Annotated in this window: 21 protein-coding genes and 1 pseudogene; 10 read left to right on the top strand and 12 right to left on the bottom strand. The window is 70.2% G+C overall.

Annotated features, from left to right (window positions below):
* Positions 1-97: 97 nt before the first annotated feature.
* Together ACIBH1_RS12535 and ACIBH1_RS12530 are read right to left on the bottom strand one after the other, a co-directional pair.
* The gene (locus tag ACIBH1_RS12535) at positions 98-352 is read right to left on the bottom strand and encodes a hypothetical protein (protein ID WP_181609901.1); all 255 of its coding nucleotides are present in this window, start codon (positions 350-352) and stop codon (positions 98-100) included.
* Between the two features lie 60 nt (positions 353-412).
* Positions 413-874 carry a hypothetical protein gene (locus ACIBH1_RS12530; RefSeq protein ID WP_397313795.1) on the bottom strand — a complete coding sequence of 154 codons (462 nt, stop codon included), beginning with the start codon at positions 872-874 and terminating at the stop codon, positions 413-415.
* Positions 875-1,062: 188 nt separating this feature from the next.
* On the opposite strand from ACIBH1_RS12530, the gene ACIBH1_RS12525 reads away from it, so the two are divergent.
* Positions 1,063-1,347 (top strand): hypothetical protein, encoded by a 285-nt coding sequence (locus tag ACIBH1_RS12525; protein ID WP_397313794.1) that lies wholly within the window; start codon positions 1,063-1,065, stop codon positions 1,345-1,347.
* A 55-nt stretch (positions 1,348-1,402) separates the two neighbouring features.
* Here the strand turns inward: ACIBH1_RS12525 and ACIBH1_RS12520 are convergent, their stop codons facing one another.
* On the bottom strand, positions 1,403-1,756 hold the full coding sequence (locus ACIBH1_RS12520) for a nuclear transport factor 2 family protein (protein ID WP_397313793.1): 354 nt from the start codon (positions 1,754-1,756) through the stop codon (positions 1,403-1,405).
* Positions 1,757-1,821: 65 nt separating this feature from the next.
* On the opposite strand from ACIBH1_RS12520, the gene ACIBH1_RS12515 reads away from it, so the two are divergent.
* From ACIBH1_RS12515 to ACIBH1_RS12505, 3 genes are all read left to right on the top strand, one after another.
* The gene (locus ACIBH1_RS12515; protein ID WP_397313792.1) at positions 1,822-2,748 is read left to right on the top strand and encodes an ABC transporter ATP-binding protein; all 927 of its coding nucleotides are present in this window, start codon (positions 1,822-1,824) and stop codon (positions 2,746-2,748) included.
* Complete coding sequence (locus ACIBH1_RS12510; RefSeq protein ID WP_397313791.1) at positions 2,748-3,503, top strand: ABC transporter permease; 756 nt, start codon at positions 2,748-2,750, stop codon at positions 3,501-3,503. The genes ACIBH1_RS12515 and ACIBH1_RS12510 overlap by 1 nt, the downstream gene beginning before the upstream one ends.
* 70 nt (positions 3,504-3,573) lie before the next feature.
* Positions 3,574-4,401, top strand: a complete 828-nt coding sequence (locus ACIBH1_RS12505; protein WP_397313790.1) for an ABC transporter permease — start codon at positions 3,574-3,576, stop codon at positions 4,399-4,401.
* Between the two features lie 67 nt (positions 4,402-4,468).
* On the opposite strand, the gene ACIBH1_RS12500 is transcribed toward ACIBH1_RS12505, so the two are convergent.
* Genes ACIBH1_RS12500 through ACIBH1_RS12485 form a run of 4 tightly spaced genes read right to left on the bottom strand, consistent with a single transcriptional unit; the run spans position 4,469 to position 6,769 of the window.
* Positions 4,469-4,774: a DUF952 domain-containing protein gene (locus tag ACIBH1_RS12500; protein ID WP_397313789.1), complete on the bottom strand. Its 306-nt coding sequence runs from the start codon at positions 4,772-4,774 to the stop codon at positions 4,469-4,471.
* A complete protein-coding gene (locus tag ACIBH1_RS12495) occupies positions 4,771-5,841 on the bottom strand; it encodes an aminotransferase class V-fold PLP-dependent enzyme (protein ID WP_397313788.1) in 1,071 nt (356 codons plus the stop codon). The genes ACIBH1_RS12500 and ACIBH1_RS12495 overlap by 4 nt, the downstream gene beginning before the upstream one ends.
* On the bottom strand, positions 5,838-6,395 hold the full coding sequence (locus ACIBH1_RS12490; protein WP_397313787.1) for a GNAT family N-acetyltransferase: 558 nt from the start codon (positions 6,393-6,395) through the stop codon (positions 5,838-5,840). The genes ACIBH1_RS12495 and ACIBH1_RS12490 overlap by 4 nt, the downstream gene beginning before the upstream one ends.
* A gap of 50 nt (positions 6,396-6,445) precedes the next feature.
* On the bottom strand, positions 6,446-6,769 hold the full coding sequence (locus ACIBH1_RS12485) for a DMT family transporter (RefSeq protein ID WP_397313786.1): 324 nt from the start codon (positions 6,767-6,769) through the stop codon (positions 6,446-6,448).
* 32 nt (positions 6,770-6,801) lie between these two features.
* Here ACIBH1_RS12485 and ACIBH1_RS12480 point away from each other — a divergent pair, with 32 nt between their 5' ends.
* Positions 6,802-7,773, top strand: a complete 972-nt coding sequence (locus ACIBH1_RS12480; protein ID WP_397313785.1) for a radical SAM protein — start codon at positions 6,802-6,804, stop codon at positions 7,771-7,773.
* Between the two features lie 115 nt (positions 7,774-7,888).
* On the top strand, positions 7,889-8,614 hold the full coding sequence (locus ACIBH1_RS12475; RefSeq protein ID WP_397313784.1) for a phytanoyl-CoA dioxygenase family protein: 726 nt from the start codon (positions 7,889-7,891) through the stop codon (positions 8,612-8,614).
* On the opposite strand, the gene ACIBH1_RS12470 is transcribed toward ACIBH1_RS12475, so the two are convergent.
* On the bottom strand, positions 8,556-9,311 hold the full coding sequence (locus ACIBH1_RS12470; RefSeq protein ID WP_397313783.1) for an MBL fold metallo-hydrolase: 756 nt from the start codon (positions 9,309-9,311) through the stop codon (positions 8,556-8,558). The two genes, ACIBH1_RS12475 and ACIBH1_RS12470, sit on opposite strands and share 59 nt — an antisense overlap.
* A gap of 21 nt (positions 9,312-9,332) precedes the next feature.
* On the opposite strand from ACIBH1_RS12470, the gene ACIBH1_RS12465 reads away from it, so the two are divergent.
* Positions 9,333-9,833: a GNAT family N-acetyltransferase gene (locus ACIBH1_RS12465; RefSeq protein WP_397313782.1), complete on the top strand. Its 501-nt coding sequence runs from the start codon at positions 9,333-9,335 to the stop codon at positions 9,831-9,833.
* 38 nt (positions 9,834-9,871) lie between these two features.
* Here the strand turns inward: ACIBH1_RS12465 and ACIBH1_RS12460 are convergent, their stop codons facing one another.
* Positions 9,872-10,627, bottom strand: a complete 756-nt coding sequence (locus ACIBH1_RS12460; protein ID WP_397313781.1) for an SDR family NAD(P)-dependent oxidoreductase — start codon at positions 10,625-10,627, stop codon at positions 9,872-9,874.
* Between the two features lie 87 nt (positions 10,628-10,714).
* Positions 10,715-11,287, bottom strand: coding sequence for an HXXEE domain-containing protein (locus ACIBH1_RS12455; RefSeq protein WP_397313780.1), 573 nt, complete (start codon positions 11,285-11,287; stop codon positions 10,715-10,717).
* 23 nt (positions 11,288-11,310) lie between these two features.
* Between ACIBH1_RS12455 and ACIBH1_RS12450 the strand changes: the two genes are divergently transcribed.
* The 3 genes from ACIBH1_RS12450 to ACIBH1_RS12440 all read left to right on the top strand — a co-directional run bounded on the left by ACIBH1_RS12450 (position 11,311) and on the right by ACIBH1_RS12440 (position 13,104).
* Entirely contained in the window at positions 11,311-11,478 is a 168-nt protein-coding gene (locus tag ACIBH1_RS12450; RefSeq protein WP_397313779.1) for a hypothetical protein, read from the top strand.
* Positions 11,479-11,580: 102 nt separating this feature from the next.
* Entirely contained in the window at positions 11,581-12,399 is an 819-nt protein-coding gene (locus ACIBH1_RS12445; protein ID WP_397313778.1) for an SDR family oxidoreductase, read from the top strand.
* Between the two features lie 12 nt (positions 12,400-12,411).
* Entirely contained in the window at positions 12,412-13,104 is a 693-nt protein-coding gene (locus ACIBH1_RS12440; protein WP_397313777.1) for a carboxymuconolactone decarboxylase family protein, read from the top strand.
* 24 nt (positions 13,105-13,128) lie between these two features.
* Here the strand turns inward: ACIBH1_RS12440 and ACIBH1_RS12435 are convergent.
* Positions 13,129-15,900 (bottom strand): annotated as a pseudogene (locus ACIBH1_RS12435) (AAA family ATPase); the annotation flags it as partial.
* Positions 15,901-15,905: 5 nt separating this feature from the next.
* The gene (locus tag ACIBH1_RS12430; protein WP_397313776.1) at positions 15,906-16,808 is read right to left on the bottom strand and encodes an alpha/beta hydrolase; all 903 of its coding nucleotides are present in this window, start codon (positions 16,806-16,808) and stop codon (positions 15,906-15,908) included.
* Between the last annotated feature and the right edge of the window lie 27 nt (positions 16,809-16,835).

Here is a 16,835-nt window from a genome sequence, read left to right as displayed (position 1 = left end):
GGGCGGCGCCCGGTCGGGTCACGGTCAACGAAAGGTATTCCAAACCAGACAGAATCCACCTTCTGTATGGTTTCGGTATATTTCCGGATTTGAGGCGCTAAAGACGGCGGACGAAGCGGACCGCGGCACGATGGCTCATCCCGGCCTCGCCGCGCACCAGGAACACCGCGTCGTCCATCCGGCCATGGGCCTTGAGCTCGCGCGCCTGGTCCATCAGGTGCTCGCTGACGGTGAGACTGTTGCGGGGGTGGTGCACGAAACGCACCGCCAGGAGGATCAGGGCGATGATCGCCAAAGTCACCAGAACGGTGAGGAGGATCAGGCCCGTGGTGGAGATCGCCAGGCTCGGCATGACTCGATCGTAACGCGCTGCGATGCCGCGCGGTCAGGGTCTTTGTGAGCGTTCTTGTGATCAGAGGATGTCGACGAACTTGGTGGCGGCCTCTTCGTCCATGCCGGTTTCGCCGCGGACGAGGAAGATCGCCTGTTCGGTGCGGCCTGCGGCCTTGAGGTCGCGGACGCGGGTGGCCAGGTCGGGGCCATGGGGGGCGATGTGGGGTTGCCTGGGTGCGAGGCGCTGGATGGCAGGGTGCTGGAGCAGGGATTGGCCGCGGGCGACGCCGTCGATGAGGTTTTTGGCGTCGACGAGGCGCATGCCGGTGTTCTCGCGGACGAGTTTGATGGCTTGGATGTGCTGGCCGTCGGTGACGAGTGTCTGGACGGTTGTGTCGAGTTCGTGTGGGTCGAGGTGTCGGCGTGGGATGCTGGCTCTGCTTCTGGCCTTGGCGCTCCTGGCGACGAGGACGACGCCGAATCCCATGATGATGGTGGGGATGGCGAGGAAGAGGAGGATCTCGGTGGGACCCAGATTCATGGTGCACAGCCTATGCCGGTGTGGTGGGCGGCTCGCCGTACGTGATCATGTATTTGCTTGATAATGGACGTTATGTCAAGTAGAAGTTTCTGACCGGTCTCTTGACGGCTCGTGGAATTGCGACACTTCTGTGATGTACCTCTTTAGTCTGATTGGCAGTAGCTACATCTGGATAAAGGAGTACACCCGTGGGGAACGACGCAATCTTGTGCCAGGCGTGCCAGGGGGTTCTTCCGGCGACGGGACGTGACTCCTACACGCCGCTGCGTGGCCGGCTCATCGTCACCAACGGATACTGCCGTGGCGGATGCGCCCAGCAGCGTCCCATGCCGGTTTCGCCGGCCGAGGAGACGACGCGGCAGATGGTGCGGCCGATGCCCGCGCCCATGCAGCAGAACCCGATGCAGAACTCGATGCAGGCTCCCCCGATGGGTGCGCCGCAGGTCGCTCCGTCGGTGCGCGTGCCGCTGTAACGGGCTGGAACGTTTCGGGGCTCGCAGGGGCCTCTCCCCCGGCCTTCGGGGCGGGTCAGGGGGTTTCGTGCCAGTAGTCGCGGGTCCGTACGGCCATGCCGTCGTTGTCGAAGGTGACGAAGACGCAGCCGGCCAGGGTGGTCTCCCCCGCGGTGACGTGGTATTCGATGGCGGCGTGCGGGCCGTCGACGAGCGGGGTGGAGAAGACGACGCGGGGTGAGTGTTCGGCCTCGAAGGATCGCCTGATGTAGTCGGCGATCTGGGTTTTGCCGGTGTGCGGGGGGCGGAAGGGCATCGAGGTGTGGACCGCGTCGTCGGTGTAGAGGGCGATGATGGCGTCGACGTCGTGGTGGGTCCAGCCGTGTTGCCAGGTGTCGGCGAAGTGCTGGGCGGCGGTGCGGGGATCCATCGGGTGTTCCCTCGGTGGTTATCTGGTTGCGGAAGTGTCGGGGGCGACGTTTAGTCTCTCCTAACGTGGCTGAACCTCTTATCCATGCCTGTGGGCTGGTCAAACGCTTCGGTGATTTCACGGCGGTCGACGGGATCGACGTCGAGGTGGCGCCCGGGGAGGCGTTCGGGTTCCTGGGGCCCAACGGGGCGGGCAAGTCGTCGACGATGCGGATGATCTCGTGTGTGTCGATGCCGTCGGCGGGCGAGTTGCGCATTCTGGGGCGTGATCCGCGGGTGGAGGGTCCGGCGATCCGGGCGCGGCTGGGGGTCTGTCCGCAGCTCGACAATCTGGATCCCGATCTGAACGTGCGGGAGAACCTGACGACGTATGCCCGGTATTTCGGGTTGAGCCGGGCTCAGGCGCGGGCGAAGGCGGAGGAGCTGCTGGAGTTCGCGCAGCTGACGGAGAAGGCGTCGTCGCTGGTGGAGCCGCTGTCGGGCGGGATGAAGCGGCGGTTGACGATCGCGCGGGCTATGGTCAACGATCCGGATCTGGTGTTGCTGGACGAGCCGACGACGGGGTTGGATCCGCAGGCGCGTCATCTGCTGTGGGAGCGGCTGTTCCGGTTGAAGCAGCGGGGTGTGACGCTGGTGCTGACGACGCACTACATGGATGAGGCCGAGCAGCTGTGTGATCGGCTGGTGGTGATGGACCGGGGCCGCATCGTGGCGGAGGGGTCGCCGCGTCAGCTGATCGAGGCCTACTCCTCCCCCGAGGTGGTGGAGTTGAGGTTCGGGCTCGATGAGCTGGCCGGGTTCGTGCCGTTGCTGGAGGGTGTGGGTGAGCGGGTGGATCCGTTGCCCGACCGGCTGCTGTTGTACGCGAAGGACGGCGACGCGGCGGTGAACGAGGTGCATCGGCGGGGGTTGACGCCGTCGAGTGTGCTGGTGCGGCGTTCGTCGCTGGAGGATGTGTTCCTGCATCTGACCGGCCGGACGTTGGTCGACTGATGGCGTCGGCGACGTATGCGGTGTTCGAGCGCTACATGGTGCTGTACAAGCGGTTGTGGCGGGCGTCGTTGTTCTCGTCGTTCGCGTTGCCGCTGCTGTTCCTGGCCAGTATCGGGCTGGGGGTGGGGCAGTATGTGGGCGAGCTCGGCGGGGTGAGTTACGCGCAGTGGATCGTGCCGGGGGTGCTGGCGTCGACGGCGTTCCAGATGGCGTTGGGTGAGTCGACGTATCCGGTGCTGGGGTCGTTCAAGTGGGATCGTTCGGCGCATGCGATGTATGCGACGCGGGTGTCGATCTGGGACATGTTGCGTGGCTGGTTGCTGTATCTGGTGGTGCGGGTGCAGATCGCGGTCGCGGTGTTCCTGCTGGTGGTGTGGCCGTTCGGGGGGCTGGCCTCGGCGTGGGCGTTGGTGACGCCGCTGGTGGCGGCGGTGTTGACGGTGGCGGTGGCGGCTCCGGTGACGGCGTTCGCGGCGTCGATCGAGCATGACAGTTACTTCGCGCTGTTGTTCCGGTTCGTGATGATTCCGGCGACGTTGTTTTCTGGGGTGTTCTTCCCGGTGGAGCAGCTGGGCTGGTTGCGGGTGCTGGCGTATGTGTCGCCGTTGTGGCATGCGGTGGTGTTGTGCCGGTGGGCGACGCTGGGTGAGGTGACGCCGTGGCCGGCGTGGGCGCATGTGGCGGTGCTGGGGGCGTTCGTGGTGGGCGGGTTGTGGTGGGCGCGGGTGGCGTTCGGTCGCCGGCTGCGGGATTAGCCGCAGGCGCGGGGACGAGGGCGGGCGCGGGGATGAGGGCAGGCGATGAGCGCGTGATGAGGGGCTTGCGATGATGACGGTGGCGGTGGCCAGGCGGCTGGTGCGGAGCCTGGATCAGGGGGTGTCGCCGCGGCGGGTGGGTGCGGTGGTCAACCGCAACGTGGGGGCGTTGCGCAGCGGGGCCTCGTACTGGCTGGTGTTGTTGTCGGGGTTCTTCGAGCCGTTGCTGTATCTGCTGTCGATCGGTGTCGGCGTGGGTGCGCTGGTGGGTGAGATTCCGCTGGGTGATGGGCAGGTGATCTCGTATGCGGTGTTCGTGGCCCCGGCGATGCTGGCGGCGTCGGCGATGAACGGGGCGCTGGCGGAGACGACGTTCAACTTCTTCTTCAAGATGAAGTACGCCAAGACGTTCGAGGCGATTTTGGCGACGCCGGTGCGGCCGTTCGAGGTGGCGCTGGGTGAGCTGTCGTGGGCGATGATCCGTAGCGCGTTCTACACGGCGGCGTTCCTGGTGGTGATGGTCGCCTTCGATCTGGCCGAGCCGTGGTGGGCGCTGGCGGCGTTTCCTGCGACGTTGCTGGTGGGGTTGGCGTTCGGCGCGGTGGGGATGGCGGCGTCGACGTTCATGCGGGGGTGGCAGGATTTCGATCTGCTGACGGCGGCGCAGTTCTCGTTGTTCCTGTTTTCCGGCACCTTCTCCCCCGTGGGCGCGTATCCGCCGGTGCTGGAGGCGATGGTGGCGGCCACTCCCCTGTTCCATGCGGTGGAGCTGGTGCGTGGGCTGGCGCTGGGGCAGGTCGGGTGGGGTCTGCTGGGGCATGCCGCGTATCTGCTGGTGATGGTGGCGGCGGGGTTGTGGCTGGCGGCGCGGCGGATTCAGCGGGTGCTGTGCGCGTGATCAGCGGGCGTTACGCGGCGTGATCAGCTGGTTTCATATGCGTGATCAGCGGGTGCTGTGCGGTTGATCAGAGGGTGCTGTGCGTGTGTACGGCTGAGCGGGGCAGCGGGCCGTACAGGTGGGGGAAGCCGCCTTCGACGCGGATGTCGAGCCCGGTGGGGTCGATGTGCAGGACGATGAGGTCGGTGGGGTCGACGTCGGTGTAGTAGCGGGTGACGACCTCGCGGAGCTGGTCGAGGTCGGTGCTGCAGTGGATGAAGCCTTCGTCGGCGAGGGTGCGGCCGCGGGTGGAGTGGGTGTAGGTCTCCCCCGCGTCGGCCCAGTGGGTGGCGTAGGCGAGGTGGTAGATCACGTGGCTGGTGCGGGAGTTCATGTGAGGGCTTCCAGGGCGGCGTCGACGTCGGCTTCTGTGGTGTAGAGGTGGAAGGACAGGCGGGTGCGGCCGGCGCGGGTGGCGGCGCGGATTCCTGCGCGGTGCAGTCGGGTGCCGTCGATGTCGAGGCTGACGATGGCGCTGTCGGAGGGTGGCAGGTCGAGGCCGGTGCGCAGGCGGTTGGCCAGGGTGAGGTTGTGGTGGTGGATGGCGGGGACGCCGATGTGGTTGAGCAGGTGGAGGGCGGGGGCGGCGCCGACGTAGCTGAACCAGGCGGGTGACAGGTCGTAGGCGCGGGCGTCGGGGGCCAGGTGCATGGGCAGGCCGTAGTAGCCGTTGTCGCGGTCGGCTGTGCCGTACCAGTTGGCGGCCAGGGGGGTCATGCGTTCGCGCAGGGCTGGTGAGAGGTAGCCGAAGGCGGCGCCGCGTGGGGCCAGGAGCCATTTGTAGGCGGCGCAGGCGAGGGCGTCGATGCCGGTGGTGGTGATGGGGAGCCAGCCGGCGGCTTGGCTGGCGTCGGCGATGACGAGGGCGCCGGCGGTGCGGGCTGCGGTGGTGATGGCGGTCAGGTCGGCGACGTGGCCGGTGGCTGATTGCACGAGGCTGAAGGCGATGGCGTCGATGCCGGGGTGGAGGGCGTCGGCGAGGCGGTCGGGTGGGGCGGTTTCGACGGTGGCGCCTGCGGTGAGCCAGGGGTAGAGGTTGCTGGTGAATTCGATGTCGGGGATGAGGACTCTGGCGCGGGGTGGCAGGGCGGTGGCGATGGTGGAGATGATCTGGCTGGCGGTGGAGCTGATGGTGATGTCGGCGGGGTGGGCGTGGATGAGGTGGGCGAAGGCGGTGCGGGCGTGGCCGACGGTGGCGTCCCAGGGGTGCCAGTCGGTGGAGCCGGTGCGCCATTGGTCGAGGACGGTGGTGAGGTGGTCGGTGGCGGTGCGGGGTGGCAGGCCGTAGCTGGCGGTGTTGAGGTAGCCGGGGTGGGCGTCGAAGAGGTGGCTGTATCCGGCTGAGCTGGTGGGGTCGGTGGAGTCGCTGGGGCCGGTGGGGTCACCGGGGGTGGTGGTCATCGGGCGTGCCATTCGCGGCTGAGCATGGCGTAGATGGCTTCGTCGCACCATTCGCCTTTGACCTGTTCGTTTTCGATGAGGTGGGCTTCGCGGCGCATGCCGAGTTTTTCCAGGACGCGGGCGGAGGCGGTGTTGCGGGCGTCGAGGCGGCCGACGATGCGGTGGAGGTGGAGGTCGTCGAAGCCGAGGCGGAGCATTTCGCGGGAGGCTTCGGTGGCGTAGCCGTGGCCGTGGTGGTCGGGGTGGAGGATGTAGCCGATTTCGCCTTGGCGGTGGGTGTGGCTGGTGAGGATGAGCAGGACGCTGCCGATGACGTGGCCGGTGTCGGTGCGGGTGACGGCCAGGTCGATGATGTCGCCTTCGGCGTTGACGGTGGTGCGGGTGACGGCTTTGTCGAGGTAGGTCTGGGCGGCGGCGCGGTCGCGGGGTTCCCAGTAGAGGTAGCGGGCGACGTCGGGGCGGCTGCTGTAGGCGTGGATGGCGTCGAGGTCGTCGGGGGTGAAGGGGCGCAGGGTGAGGCGCTCGGTGGTGATGGGGTATTCGGGCTTCAGCACGCGTTCGAGTCTATGGAGGGGGTTTGTGGGGGTGCGAAGGGGTTTTCGGGTCAGTGGGAGGTGCCGGCGAGGTTGAGGACGACGACGCCGCCGATGATGAGGACGATGCCGGCGACTTTGGCCAGGGTGAGGCTCTCCCCCAGGAACAGGGCGCCGATGACGGCGATGGCGGCGGTGCCGGCGCCGGACCAGACGGCGTAGGCGGTGCCGACTTCGAGCTGGAGTTTGAGTGCTTGGGACAGCAGGGTGAAGGAGGCTGCGTAGCCGAGGATGACGGCGGCGGTCCACCAGTTGGTCAGGCCGTTGCTGAGTTTGAGGGCTGTGGTGGCGAGGACTTCGGTGGCGATCGCGACGGCGAGCAGGAACCAGGCCATGGTTGTGCACATTAGCTTGCGGGGTTGCTCGAATGCGTGTTCCATTGGGTGGTGTGGGTTGGGACGCGCTTTCGCTTGTGGAGAAGGCTCGAGACGATCGGCCGTTGATCGAGCGGCGGTCGGTGCTGCGTGGCGGGTTTCTCGAGACCCAGGCGCGCACGATCATCGAGCGGGTGCCGGATTGGGCGGGGATCCCGCAGGGGTGGGCGGTCTCGCCGTATCGGGGGTGTGCGCACGCGTGTCTGGGGTGTGTGTCGCGGGGTGGTCATCGGCGGCTGGGTCTGGATGCGGGGCGTGACTTCGACACGCGGGTGGTGGTGAAGGCCAATGCGGCGGCGCGGTTCGCGCGTGAGGTGCAGCGCTGGGATGGCCGGCCGCTGGCGGTGGGGGTCAGCGGTGACTGCTATCAGGAGGCGGAGCGCGTCTACGGGTTGATGCCGCAGATCGTGACGGCAGCGGCGCGGGCCGGGGTGGCGTTGACGGTGTACACCAAGTCGCCGCTGGTGTTGCGTGATGCGGAGGTGCTGGCGCGGGCGGGCACGCGGGTGGCGGTGTCGATCGCGTCGGTCGATGAGCGGATCCGGCGGGCGACGGAGCCGGGTGCGGTGTCGTCGCAGGCGCGGTTGGAGCTGGTGTCGGCGCTGGCGCAGGCGGGGGTGGCGACGCATGTGCTGATGGCGCCGGTGTTGCCGTTGCTGACGGATGCGGGTGATCAGCTGGCGGCGACGGTGCGGCGGATCGCGGCGTCGGGGGCGTCGGGGGTGCATCCGGTGGTGTTGCGGTTGCCGTCGGGGACGCGGCAGTGGTTCCTGCAGTGGCTGGGTGAGCGGCATCCGGCGCTGGTGGAGCGGTATGAGGAGTTGTACGACCGTTCGGGGGTGCCGTCGGCGGCGTATGAGGAGCGGATCGTGGGGCAGATCGCGCAGCTGGCGGCCTCGTATGGGATGGCGCCGGTGGGTGAGCCTGTGGTGGAGCGGCCGTTCGATCAGCTGAGCCTGGTCTGAGGCTGAGCCTGGTCTGAGGCTGGGCTTGGTCTGAGAGGGGCCTGTTCTGAGGCTGAGCCTGGTCTGAGATCGGGGTCGCCGGAATTCGGTTGACCTGGTGGCTACGGTGGTGGGCATGCAGATCATCGACGTTGAGGCGTTCGTCCGTGACGGGTTCGTCAAGCTGGCGGGGGCTTCGCCGCGTGAGCTGGCCGATGCGGCGCGGGCGCAGTTGTGGGCGCAGATCGGCCGCTCCCCCGACGATGTTTCCGGGTGGGACGAGCCGGTGGTGTGGGCGTCGGACATGACGGGTCAGGGGCCGCTGGGTGAGGTGGCGCGCAGTCATCTGGTGGCCGAGGCGCTGGATGTCGTGTGCGGGAAGGGCGGCTGGGCGCCGCGGGGCGCGCTGGGGATGATTCCGGTGCGGTTCCCGGGTAAGGCGGTCGTCGATGACCGGGGCTGGCACGTGGATGCGAATGTGGTGCTGCCGGACGGCGGGTATGCGACCGGGGGGCGTCCTCAGACGATGTTGTTGCTGACGTTGTTGTCGTCGGTGGGTGCCGACGACGCGCCGACGCGGATCCGGGTGGGTTCGCATCGGGCGGTCGCGGAGGCGCTCGCGGGTCGGGTGCTGGATCCGATGGAGGCCGGTCCGGTGGTCGACGAGGCCAGTCGTGGTTTTCCGGTGGCCTATGCGACGGGTGAGCCGGGGGATGTGTTCCTGGTGCATCCGTTCACGGTGCACGCCGCCGATGAGCATCGGGGCGGGGTGCCGCGGTTCATGGCGCAGTCGCCGGTGTTCCTCACCGAGCCGGTGGTGGCGGAGGGGTCGAATCTGCTGGCGCGGGCGTTGCGAGGGTAGCCAGTTCGCCGGCGTCGTGGGCGCTGAAGACGCGTACGGCGTCGGCGGGCAAGTGGTCGAGTCGCCGGCGGGTGGCCAGGCGGGTGCGGTGGTGGGTGGCGACCATGGCTTCGCTCAGGCGGGTGGGGCGGTCGGCGTGGCGGTTGAAGTAGGCGTCGCCGGCGTGCAGGAGCCATGGGGTGGGGCCGCCGGTGTGGACGGCGACGCCGCAGTGGCCCGGGCTGTGGCCGGGCAGCGGGATGAGGAGCAGGTCGTCGAGGCCGTCGAGGGGTAGGGCGGTGAGGTCGCCGAGCCAGGGGTCTCCGGTGCCGTGGTAGGTGGTCCAGCGGGGGTCGTGGGCCCATTGGGCGGGCTGGTAGCGGCTGTGGGTGCGGGCGGTGTGCTCGTCGGCGTGCAGGTGGATGCGGGCGTGGGGGAAGCGGGGCAGGGCGCCTGCGTGGTCGAAGTCCAGGTGGGTCAGGACGATATCGGTGACGTCGGTGCGGTTCATGCCGCGGGTCTTGAGCTGGGCGGTGATGGTTTGGTCGGGGTCGAGTGCGGGGTTGAGCAGCCATTTCGACACCAGGGGGATGTGGGTGTCGATGCCGGTGTCGATGAGGACGAGGCCGGTGGCGTGTTCGATGAGCAGGACGTGGCAGACGGTGGGGCTGGTGCCGCGAGGCCGCATGGAGCCGCAGTTGAGGTGATGGATCTCCATCCGTCCAAGTATGGTCGGCGGATGGAAATTCGTAAGGGGAATGTGGGCGATGTGCCCGCGGTGCTGGCGATGTTCGACAGCGCGGTGGCGTGGATGGTGGCGCGGGGCCGTACGGGCCAGTGGGGTGATCAGCCGTTCACCGGGAACGCCAAACGTGAGGAGCAGGTGCGGTCGTGGGCGGAGTCGGGCGGGATGCGGATCGCGGTGCTCGACGGGTTGCCCGCGGGCACGGTGACGGTGGGTGAGGTGCCGCCGGCGTATGTGAAGGCCTCGCCGGAGCCGGAGTTGTATGTGCAGGCGCTGGTGATCGACCGGGCGTTCGCCGGGCGCAAGGTGGGTGCGGGGTTGCTGGAGTGGGCCGAGCGGGAGGCCAGGGCGCGCGGCAAGCGGGTGTTGCGGGTGGACTGTTATGCCGGTGACGACGGGGCACTGGTGGGCTTCTACGAGGGGTGCGGGTTCGTACGGGAGGAGCCGTTCACGGTGGGTCAGTGGCCGGGCATGGTGTTGCGCATGGAGTTGTGAGGGCCCGCGCGCATCGCGGGCCCTCACGGGCGGCGCCGTCACCAGGGCAGGGGGCCTTCCTGGCTGTGAAAGGCGCCCGTCGGCCCGTCGGGGCCGAGGGTGGCCAGGCGCACCACCACGGCGGCGCCCTGGGCCGGGGTGAGCACGCCGGTGTGGCCGTTGATGTCGGTGTCGACGTAGCCGGGGGCGGCGGCGTTGACGAGGATGCCGGTGTTCTTGCGTAGTTCGTTGGCGTATTGCAGGGTGAGCGCGTTCAGGGCGGCCTTGGAGGGTGAGTAGGCGGCCGAGACGAGGCCTGACAGGGGGCCGTCGGCTTCGGCGGTCATCGTCAGGGAGGCCGAGTGGCTCGACAGGTTGACGATGCGCGCGGCCGGGGATCGCCGCAGCAGGGGCAGCATCGTGTTGGTCACGGTGATCACGGCGAAGACGTTGGTGTCGAAGACGGCGCGGACCAGGTCCACGTCGACGGCGCTGGGTACGCGGTCGAGGGCGTCCTTTGGGGCGGCGTTGCCTGAGCCGGTGATGGCGGCGTTGTTGACCAGGATGTCGAGGCGGCCGAAGCGGCCGTCGATCCAGGAGGCGGCGGCATGCACGGTGGCGGCGTCGGTGACGTCCAGGGTGAGGGCGTGGGCATGGCCGCCGGCGGCGCGGATGGCGGCGGCGGCCTGCTCGCCGCGGTGGGGGTCGCGGGCGCCGATGACGACGGTGACCCCCTGGGCGGCGAGCAGGTCGGCGGCGGCGCGGCCGATGCCCTTGGCGGCTCCGGTGATGAGGGCGATCCTGGGCTGGTTCATGGTGGTCCCTGCCGTTCGGCGGTGTGTTGGCGTTCATGGAGATGCCGCCGCGGCGGGTGGTGTGACGGGAGTGCGGTGCGAGGTGTGTCACACCTCGGCTTTGAGGCGGCGGTGCTCCTGGACCAGGAAGGTGATCAGCAGGGCGCTCATGATCAGGTGGCCGGCGGCGGTGTAGAGGCCGGGGAAGTAGCCGCCCTTGATGATGGGGAAGACGAAGTGCGCGATGCCGTTGAGCAGGCCGGCGCCCAGGGCGTACCACCACAGGAAGAAGTTGGCGACCCTGATGCGGTAGAGGGCGCCGGCGCCGGCGAAGAAGTAGAGCGCGCCGAACCCGAAGACGAACACGAGCAGGAACTCCTTCTCGGGCCAGTCGCGTGGCGAGTCGAACAGTTCGACGATCTCGTGAGGGAAGCCGCCGGTGTACTCCTCGGCCATGTGGATGAGCTGGAATCCGACCGCGCACAGGTAGACGGCGATCACCTTGCGGGATCGGACGGGGCGGGTGTAGCTGAAGGTGATCCAGCCGCTCCAGCCGAGCACGCTGGCCACCACGAGGATCGCCGCGCCCTGCAGGGGCAGGGTGGACAGGGCCCAGGCGCAGAAGGCGAGGGCCAGGATGGCCATCACGATCGCCGAATAGGGTTCAGGTCGTCGGGTCATGGCCGGAACGGTAGAAAGCGGTCATGCCGGCGATGGGTCACGCGCTGCCGCCGGTCGCCACCGTGCTCGCCGGGCCCGGCGTGTTCGTGGCCACGCGGGAGGTGTTCACGATGGACGGGGTGTGGGAGCTGTCGATCACGGTGTCCGGGGACCGGGGCGAGGAGGTGATCACCGTCACCGTACTGGTGTGACGGCGCGGGAGTTCAGTCGGGTGACGGAGGCGGCGGGCCGGGGGCGGGTTCTAGCGTCGGCGGCATGAAGCTGATCGATGCACCGATGGCAGAGGAGGGCTCATGGGCAAGTCCGTGCTGGTGACCGGCGCCTCGACGGGTATCGGGCGGGCGACCGCGCTGATGCTGGCCGGGGAGGGTTTCACCGTCTACGCCGGGGTGCGTAAGGAGGCCGACGCCGCGGCGCTCGGCTCCGGGGTCGTGCCGGTCCTGCTCGATGTCACCGACGGCGAGCAGGTCGCCGAGGCCGGTGAGCGGATCGGGCGGCTCGACGCGCTGGTCAACAATGCCGGGATCGGGGTGACCGGCCCGGTGGAGTTCGTGCCGCTGCAGGCGTTGCGGCGGCAGTACGAGGTCAACGTCTTCGGCCAGGTGGCCGTCACGCAGGTGATGGTGCCGAAGTTGCGGGCTTCCAAGGGGCGGGTGGTCACGGTCGGCTCGGTGGGCAGTTGGATCACGCTGCCGTTCGGCGGGCCGTTGTGCTCCTCCAAGCACGCCATCCGCTCGCTCAACGACGCGTTGCGCATGGAGCTGAAGCCGTTCGGCGTGGCCGCGGTGCTCGTCGAGCCGGGTTCCATTCACACCGATGCCGTCGACAAGCTCGAAGACGAGCTGGAGCCGCGGCTGGCTTCGCTGGGGGCGGAGGGCAGGCGGCTGTACGGCTCGGCGTACCGGACCATGGTCGCCGCCGGGTTGAAGGAGGAGCGTGCGGGGTCGAGCCCCGAGGTGGTCGCGCGGGCGGTGCTGCACGCGTTGACCGCGCGCCGGCCTCGCTCGCGTTATCCGGTCGGCAGGAAGTCGCGGCTGATGAGCACGCTGGGGCGGGTCGTCCCGCAGTACACCCTCGACCGGTTGCGCCTGCGGGCGCTCGGTCTGTCCTGAACGGAGCGTTTCGTGACATCACTTGCCGGGGCTGAGTCTCTGGTCTCGTTGGATCCGGTGTTCGCCAGGCTCGCGGTGGGGGCCGGGCACCATCTGTGGGGGTTGCCGCATCTGACGGTGCGGGAGAAGGCGTTCGTCTGCCTGACGGCGGATCTGTGTCATCCGCATCTGGGGGTGCCGCTGGCCATGCATGTGCGGATGGCGTTGGACCAGGGGGTGGAGCCGGAGTCGATCCGGGAGCTGTTTCGGCATCTGGCGCCGTATGTGGGCTATCCGGTGGTCGTTTCGGGTTTTCAGCGGCTGGTCGAGCTCGGGTTGCCGGAGGCGGCCGAGGCCGGGCCGATCGAGCCGGTGCCGCTGCACGGGGTGCTGGCGCGTGCCGTACGCGAGCTGGAGCGGGTCGACGCCGGGCTGGCGGCGTTCAGTGAGGATCAGCTGGCCCAGCGCTGGGCCAGGCCGGGGCTGACTGTCCGGGAGCGGGCGATCGCGTGTGTGGCGGTGGACGTGCTGTACCAGACGCTGGGCGAGTCATTGCGCCTGCACGCCGAGCTGGCCAGGGGTGCGGGCGCCGGCGAGGAGACCCTGCGGGATCTGTTTCGGGGGATGGCGGAGTTCGGTCTGGCGCGGGCCTGGGCCGCTGCTCGTGCTCTGGGGCTCGAGCCGGTCGATCAGGCGGGCCAGTTCGGCGCGGCTGGTGACGCCTAGCTTGGGGAAGGCCTTGTACAGGTGGGAGGCGACGGTGCGCGGGCTCAGGAACAGGTGCGCGCCGATCTCCCGGTTGGAGGCGCCGGTGACGGCCAGCCGTACCACCTGCAGTTCCTGCGGGGTCAGGACGGCCAGCGGGCCGGCGGGGCGGGGGCGGTCGGGCAGGGCGTAGCCGGCGGCGCGCAGTTCGGCGGCGGCGCGGGCGGCCCAGGGGGTGGCGGCGAGCCGGTCGAAGGTCTCCAGGGCGGCGTGCAGGTGGGTGCGGGCTTCGGCGCGGCTCTTGTGGCGGCGCAGCCATTCGCCGTAGAGCAGCCGGGTGCGGGCCTCGTCGAAGGGTTGCGGCTCGTCGGCGTGCAGGGTCAGGGCGCGTTCGAAGAGGGCGGGCGCGGTGTTCTCGGTGGCCAGCAGGGCGCGGACGCGGTGCAGGACGGCCAGCGGGGTGGCCCGGCCGGTGGCCTCGGCCCACTGCGTGTAGGCGGTCAGCCGCTCCCCCGCCCGGCGGGTCTGTCCGACGCGGATGGCGGCCTCGATGTGGTCGGGCCACAGGTAGCGCCAGATGAAGGCGTGGCGGGTGGGTCCGGTCATCGCCTCGTCCAGCCGGGCCAGGACGGCGTCGTGGCGGCCCTGCCCGAGGTCGAGCATCACTCGCGCGCACTGCGCCCAGCAGGCTCCGGGCATCCAGTTGCGGTGGTCGGCGGCGTGGACGGCCTGCTCGGCGAGTTCGGCCACCTGGTGGTCGTCTCCGGCGAGCGCCGACAGCCAGGCCTGGACGCCGGCCAGGTAGCCGCGCCAGTACGGCTGGCCCAGGTCGGCGGCCAGGGCGATGCCTTCCGCGGCGGTGGCGCGGGCGGCCGGATGTCTGCCGTCCAGCAGCTGGGCGATGGCGAGCAGGGTCAGCGCCTGGGGCATGCGTCCCAGGCGTCCCTGGGCGCGGCAGCCGGCGACGAGGTCGGCGGCGTCGGCGAGCATGCCGGTCCGGTCGGCGCGGTGCAGGGATTGGAAGGCGATGAGGAACCGCAGCTCGGGCGGAACGTGGTCGGCGGGGCCTGGGGTGAGGTGGGCGTGGGTGTCGACGGGTCGGCCTTCGAGGATGAGGCGGAAGGCGGTGTTGATGGAGCGCACCACGGCGGGCAGCCCTTCCCCTGCCGGGGTGAGTTCCTCGGTGCGGCGGGCCAGGACCGGCTGGTCGGGGTGGGTGGCGCTGGCCCAGGTGTAGTAGCCGGCCAGGCCGAGCAGCGACAGCCGGGTGGGCAGGTCGGTGCTCGCTTCGGCGCCTTGGTGCAGCAGGCGGACGGCCTGCAGGGGGCGGTCGGCTTCGACGGCCAGTTTGGCGCGGACGGCGGCGAGTTCGGCGGTGACGGACCCGGGGACGGTTGTCGTCGCGGTCAGGTGCACGGCCTGGTCGGCCAGGTCGGCCGCGCGCCGCCACAGGCCCGCCTCCACCGCGGCCGCGGCCGCCGCCGTCCATCGGCCGGCGGCGAGGGCGGGGTCGGCCGACAGTTGCGCCGCCCGCGCGTAGGCCGCGGACACGGCGGTCTGACCGCCGCGCTGCCGGGCGCGTACGGCCAGCTCCACCAGCAGTGCGGCCACCTCCTCGTCGGGGTGCGGGGTGAGGGCTGCCAGGTGCCAGGCCCGGCGGTCGTCGTCGGCGGCCTGGGCCAGCGCGCGGTGGGCGGCCATCCGGGCGGCGATGTCGCAGGCCAGCAGGACGGCCCGGCGCACGAGCGGGTGGTGGAAGGCGACGCCGGCGGTGGTGACGCGGACGAGGCCGGCGTGTTCGGCCGGGGCGAGGTCGTCCAGTGACGCGCCGAGCCGGCCGGCGGCGCGGGCGAGCGCGTCCAGGCCGTCGCGTTCGAGGCCCGCACGGTCGAGGCCGTCGCGAGTGAGGGCACGGTGGTCGAGGCCATCGCGTTCGAGGGTGTCACGAGCGAGGCCGCCAGCGAGATCACGGTGGTCGAGGGCACGGTGGTCGAGATCACGGTGGTCGAGGGCGGCCACCAGCAGGCAGGAGCGGGTGGCCTCGGGCAGCGCCGCGATCCTGTCGCGGAAGCCGCCCAGCACCCGGTCGGTCACGGGCGTCGCGGAACCGGCGGACAGGAACAGCGGGGCGCCGGCGCGCTGCTCGGGGGTGAGCATGCGGGGCAGTTCGACCAGGGCGAGCGGGTTGCCCTGGGCTTCGGCGACGAGCTGGTCGCGTACGGCGGGCGGCAGGTCGGGGGCTCTCCGGGCCAGGAGCTGCCGGGCGGCGTCGGGTTCCAGCGTGGCCGGCCGCAGTTCGGGCAGGTCGGTCGGGGGGAAGGGGTCTCGGGCGGCGAGCAGGACCATGACGGGTTCGGTGTGCAGGCGGCGGGTGGCGAACAGCAGGGCGTCGGCCGACTCGCCGTCCAGCCAGTGGGCGTCGTCGATGAGGCACAGGACCGGGCCTTCGGCCGACAGGTCCACGAGCAGGCTGAGGGTGGCCAGGCCGACGAGGTAGCGGTCGCCCTGGGCGGGGCGGCCGAGCCCGAGTGCGCCGCGTAAGGCGCCGGCCTGCTGGGGCTGCAGCGATTCGGCGTGGTGCAGGACCGGGCGCAGCAGCCGGTGCAGGGCGGCGAAGGGCAGGTCGGCCTCGGACTCCACGCCGGTCACCCTCAGCACCCTGGCCTGGTCGGTGGCCGCCGCGTGGGCCAGGAGGGCGGATTTGCCGATGCCGGCCTCGCCGCGGACGACCAGCACGCCGGTCCGGCGGGCGAGCAGGTCGTCGATGACGGTCAGTTCGGCCTGGCGCCCGACCAGGAGGGTGGTGCTGGGGTCCATGGCGATCACACTTTCGCGGTGGCGTGGCGGTAGAAGTCGATCTGGTCGGCGACGACGCGGTCGCGGAAGGCGGGGTCGGTGTAGAAGGTGAAGTGGGTGCCGGGGTAGGCGCGCAGTTCGCCGTGCGGGGCGCGTTCGGCCAGTTCGCGGGTGGTTTCGATCGGGGTCTCCCGGTCGTCGGCGGCGACGCAGACCAGCAGCGGGCAGGTCAGGCGGGCGGCGGATTCGGCGGGCCGGTAGCGCATCATGGCCAGCAGGGCGCGGGGGGCGACGCTGTTGCGCCACTGGGTGTTCTGCTGCCCGCCGGTGAGGGTGTCGATGTGGCGTTCGGCCTCGGGGGTGGCGGTGACGGCGAGTTGTCCCGGGTGTCCCACCATCGGGATGTAGTGGGGGCTCAGGCCGAGCTTGCCGCGTAGGGCGTCCCAGGCGATGGCGGCCAGCAGGCGCAGGGTCTGGCCGGTGGAGCGGCCTTCGACCTTCTTGGGGAAGCCGTTGAAGGGGATCTGCGCGACGACGGCCGCGATCTGCGGGTCGTGGGCGGCGACGGTGATGGCGTGCGCGCCGCCCAGGGAGTTGCCCCACAGCAGCACCCTGGCGGGGTCGACGCGGGGGTGGGCGCGGGCGAAGGCGATGGCGGCGCGGATGTCGGTGAGCTGGCCGTCGATGTCGGGAAGCTGGCGCGGCCGGCCGTCGCTTTGGCCGAAGCTGCGGTAGTCGAAGACCAGGGCGGCCAGTCCGGCGGCGGCGAAGCGTTCGCCGTAGTCGTAGAGGCGGTCCATGGTGCCGCTGAATCCGTGGCACAGCACGACGCACGCGACCGGGGCGGGGTCGGGGTCGGGGTGGGCGGGAAGGTAGAGGCGGCCGGCGCAGCGCACGCCGTCGGCGGTGAAGGACACGTCGGAGGGCATACAGATCATCCTCGGGCGAAATAGACT

The sequence above is a fragment of the Nonomuraea sp. NPDC050663 genome (assembly GCF_044456985.1).
Lineage (GTDB): Bacteria > Actinomycetota > Actinomycetes > Streptosporangiales > Streptosporangiaceae > Nonomuraea.
The sequence above is the reverse complement of the archived record's forward strand: the minus strand, read 5'-3'. Positions and strand labels throughout refer to the sequence as shown.

What these genes read in the sequence shown, in the direction of transcription:
- ACIBH1_RS12460 (WP_397313781.1), bottom strand. Translation starts at nt 10,627, where the DNA reads ATGAACCAGCCCAGGATCGCCCTCATCACCGGAGCCGCCAAGGGCATC.
- ACIBH1_RS12475 (WP_397313784.1), top strand. Translation starts at nt 7,889, where the DNA reads ATGCAGATCATCGACGTTGAGGCGTTCGTCCGTGACGGGTTCGTCAAG.
- ACIBH1_RS12430 (WP_397313776.1), bottom strand. Translation starts at nt 16,808, where the DNA reads ATGCCCTCCGACGTGTCCTTCACCGCCGACGGCGTGCGCTGCGCCGGC.
- ACIBH1_RS12480 (WP_397313785.1), top strand. Translation starts at nt 6,802, where the DNA reads ATGCGTGTTCCATTGGGTGGTGTGGGTTGGGACGCGCTTTCGCTTGTG.
- ACIBH1_RS12500 (WP_397313789.1), bottom strand. Translation starts at nt 4,774, where the DNA reads ATGAACTCCCGCACCAGCCACGTGATCTACCACCTCGCCTACGCCACC.
- ACIBH1_RS12495 (WP_397313788.1), bottom strand. Translation starts at nt 5,841, where the DNA reads ATGACCACCACCCCCGGTGACCCCACCGGCCCCAGCGACTCCACCGAC.
- ACIBH1_RS12510 (WP_397313791.1), top strand. Translation starts at nt 2,748, where the DNA reads ATGGCGTCGGCGACGTATGCGGTGTTCGAGCGCTACATGGTGCTGTAC.
- ACIBH1_RS12530 (WP_397313795.1), bottom strand. Translation starts at nt 874, where the DNA reads ATGAATCTGGGTCCCACCGAGATCCTCCTCTTCCTCGCCATCCCCACC.
- ACIBH1_RS12535 (WP_181609901.1), bottom strand. Translation starts at nt 352, where the DNA reads ATGCCGAGCCTGGCGATCTCCACCACGGGCCTGATCCTCCTCACCGTT.
- ACIBH1_RS12470 (WP_397313783.1), bottom strand. Translation starts at nt 9,311, where the DNA reads ATGGAGATCCATCACCTCAACTGCGGCTCCATGCGGCCTCGCGGCACC.
- ACIBH1_RS12505 (WP_397313790.1), top strand. Translation starts at nt 3,574, where the DNA reads ATGATGACGGTGGCGGTGGCCAGGCGGCTGGTGCGGAGCCTGGATCAG.
- ACIBH1_RS12450 (WP_397313779.1), top strand. Translation starts at nt 11,311, where the DNA reads ATGCCGGCGATGGGTCACGCGCTGCCGCCGGTCGCCACCGTGCTCGCC.
- ACIBH1_RS12465 (WP_397313782.1), top strand. Translation starts at nt 9,333, where the DNA reads ATGGAAATTCGTAAGGGGAATGTGGGCGATGTGCCCGCGGTGCTGGCG.
- ACIBH1_RS12445 (WP_397313778.1), top strand. Translation starts at nt 11,581, where the DNA reads ATGGGCAAGTCCGTGCTGGTGACCGGCGCCTCGACGGGTATCGGGCGG.
- ACIBH1_RS12520 (WP_397313793.1), bottom strand. Translation starts at nt 1,756, where the DNA reads ATGGATCCCCGCACCGCCGCCCAGCACTTCGCCGACACCTGGCAACAC.
- ACIBH1_RS12485 (WP_397313786.1), bottom strand. Translation starts at nt 6,769, where the DNA reads ATGGCCTGGTTCCTGCTCGCCGTCGCGATCGCCACCGAAGTCCTCGCC.
- ACIBH1_RS12455 (WP_397313780.1), bottom strand. Translation starts at nt 11,287, where the DNA reads ATGACCCGACGACCTGAACCCTATTCGGCGATCGTGATGGCCATCCTG.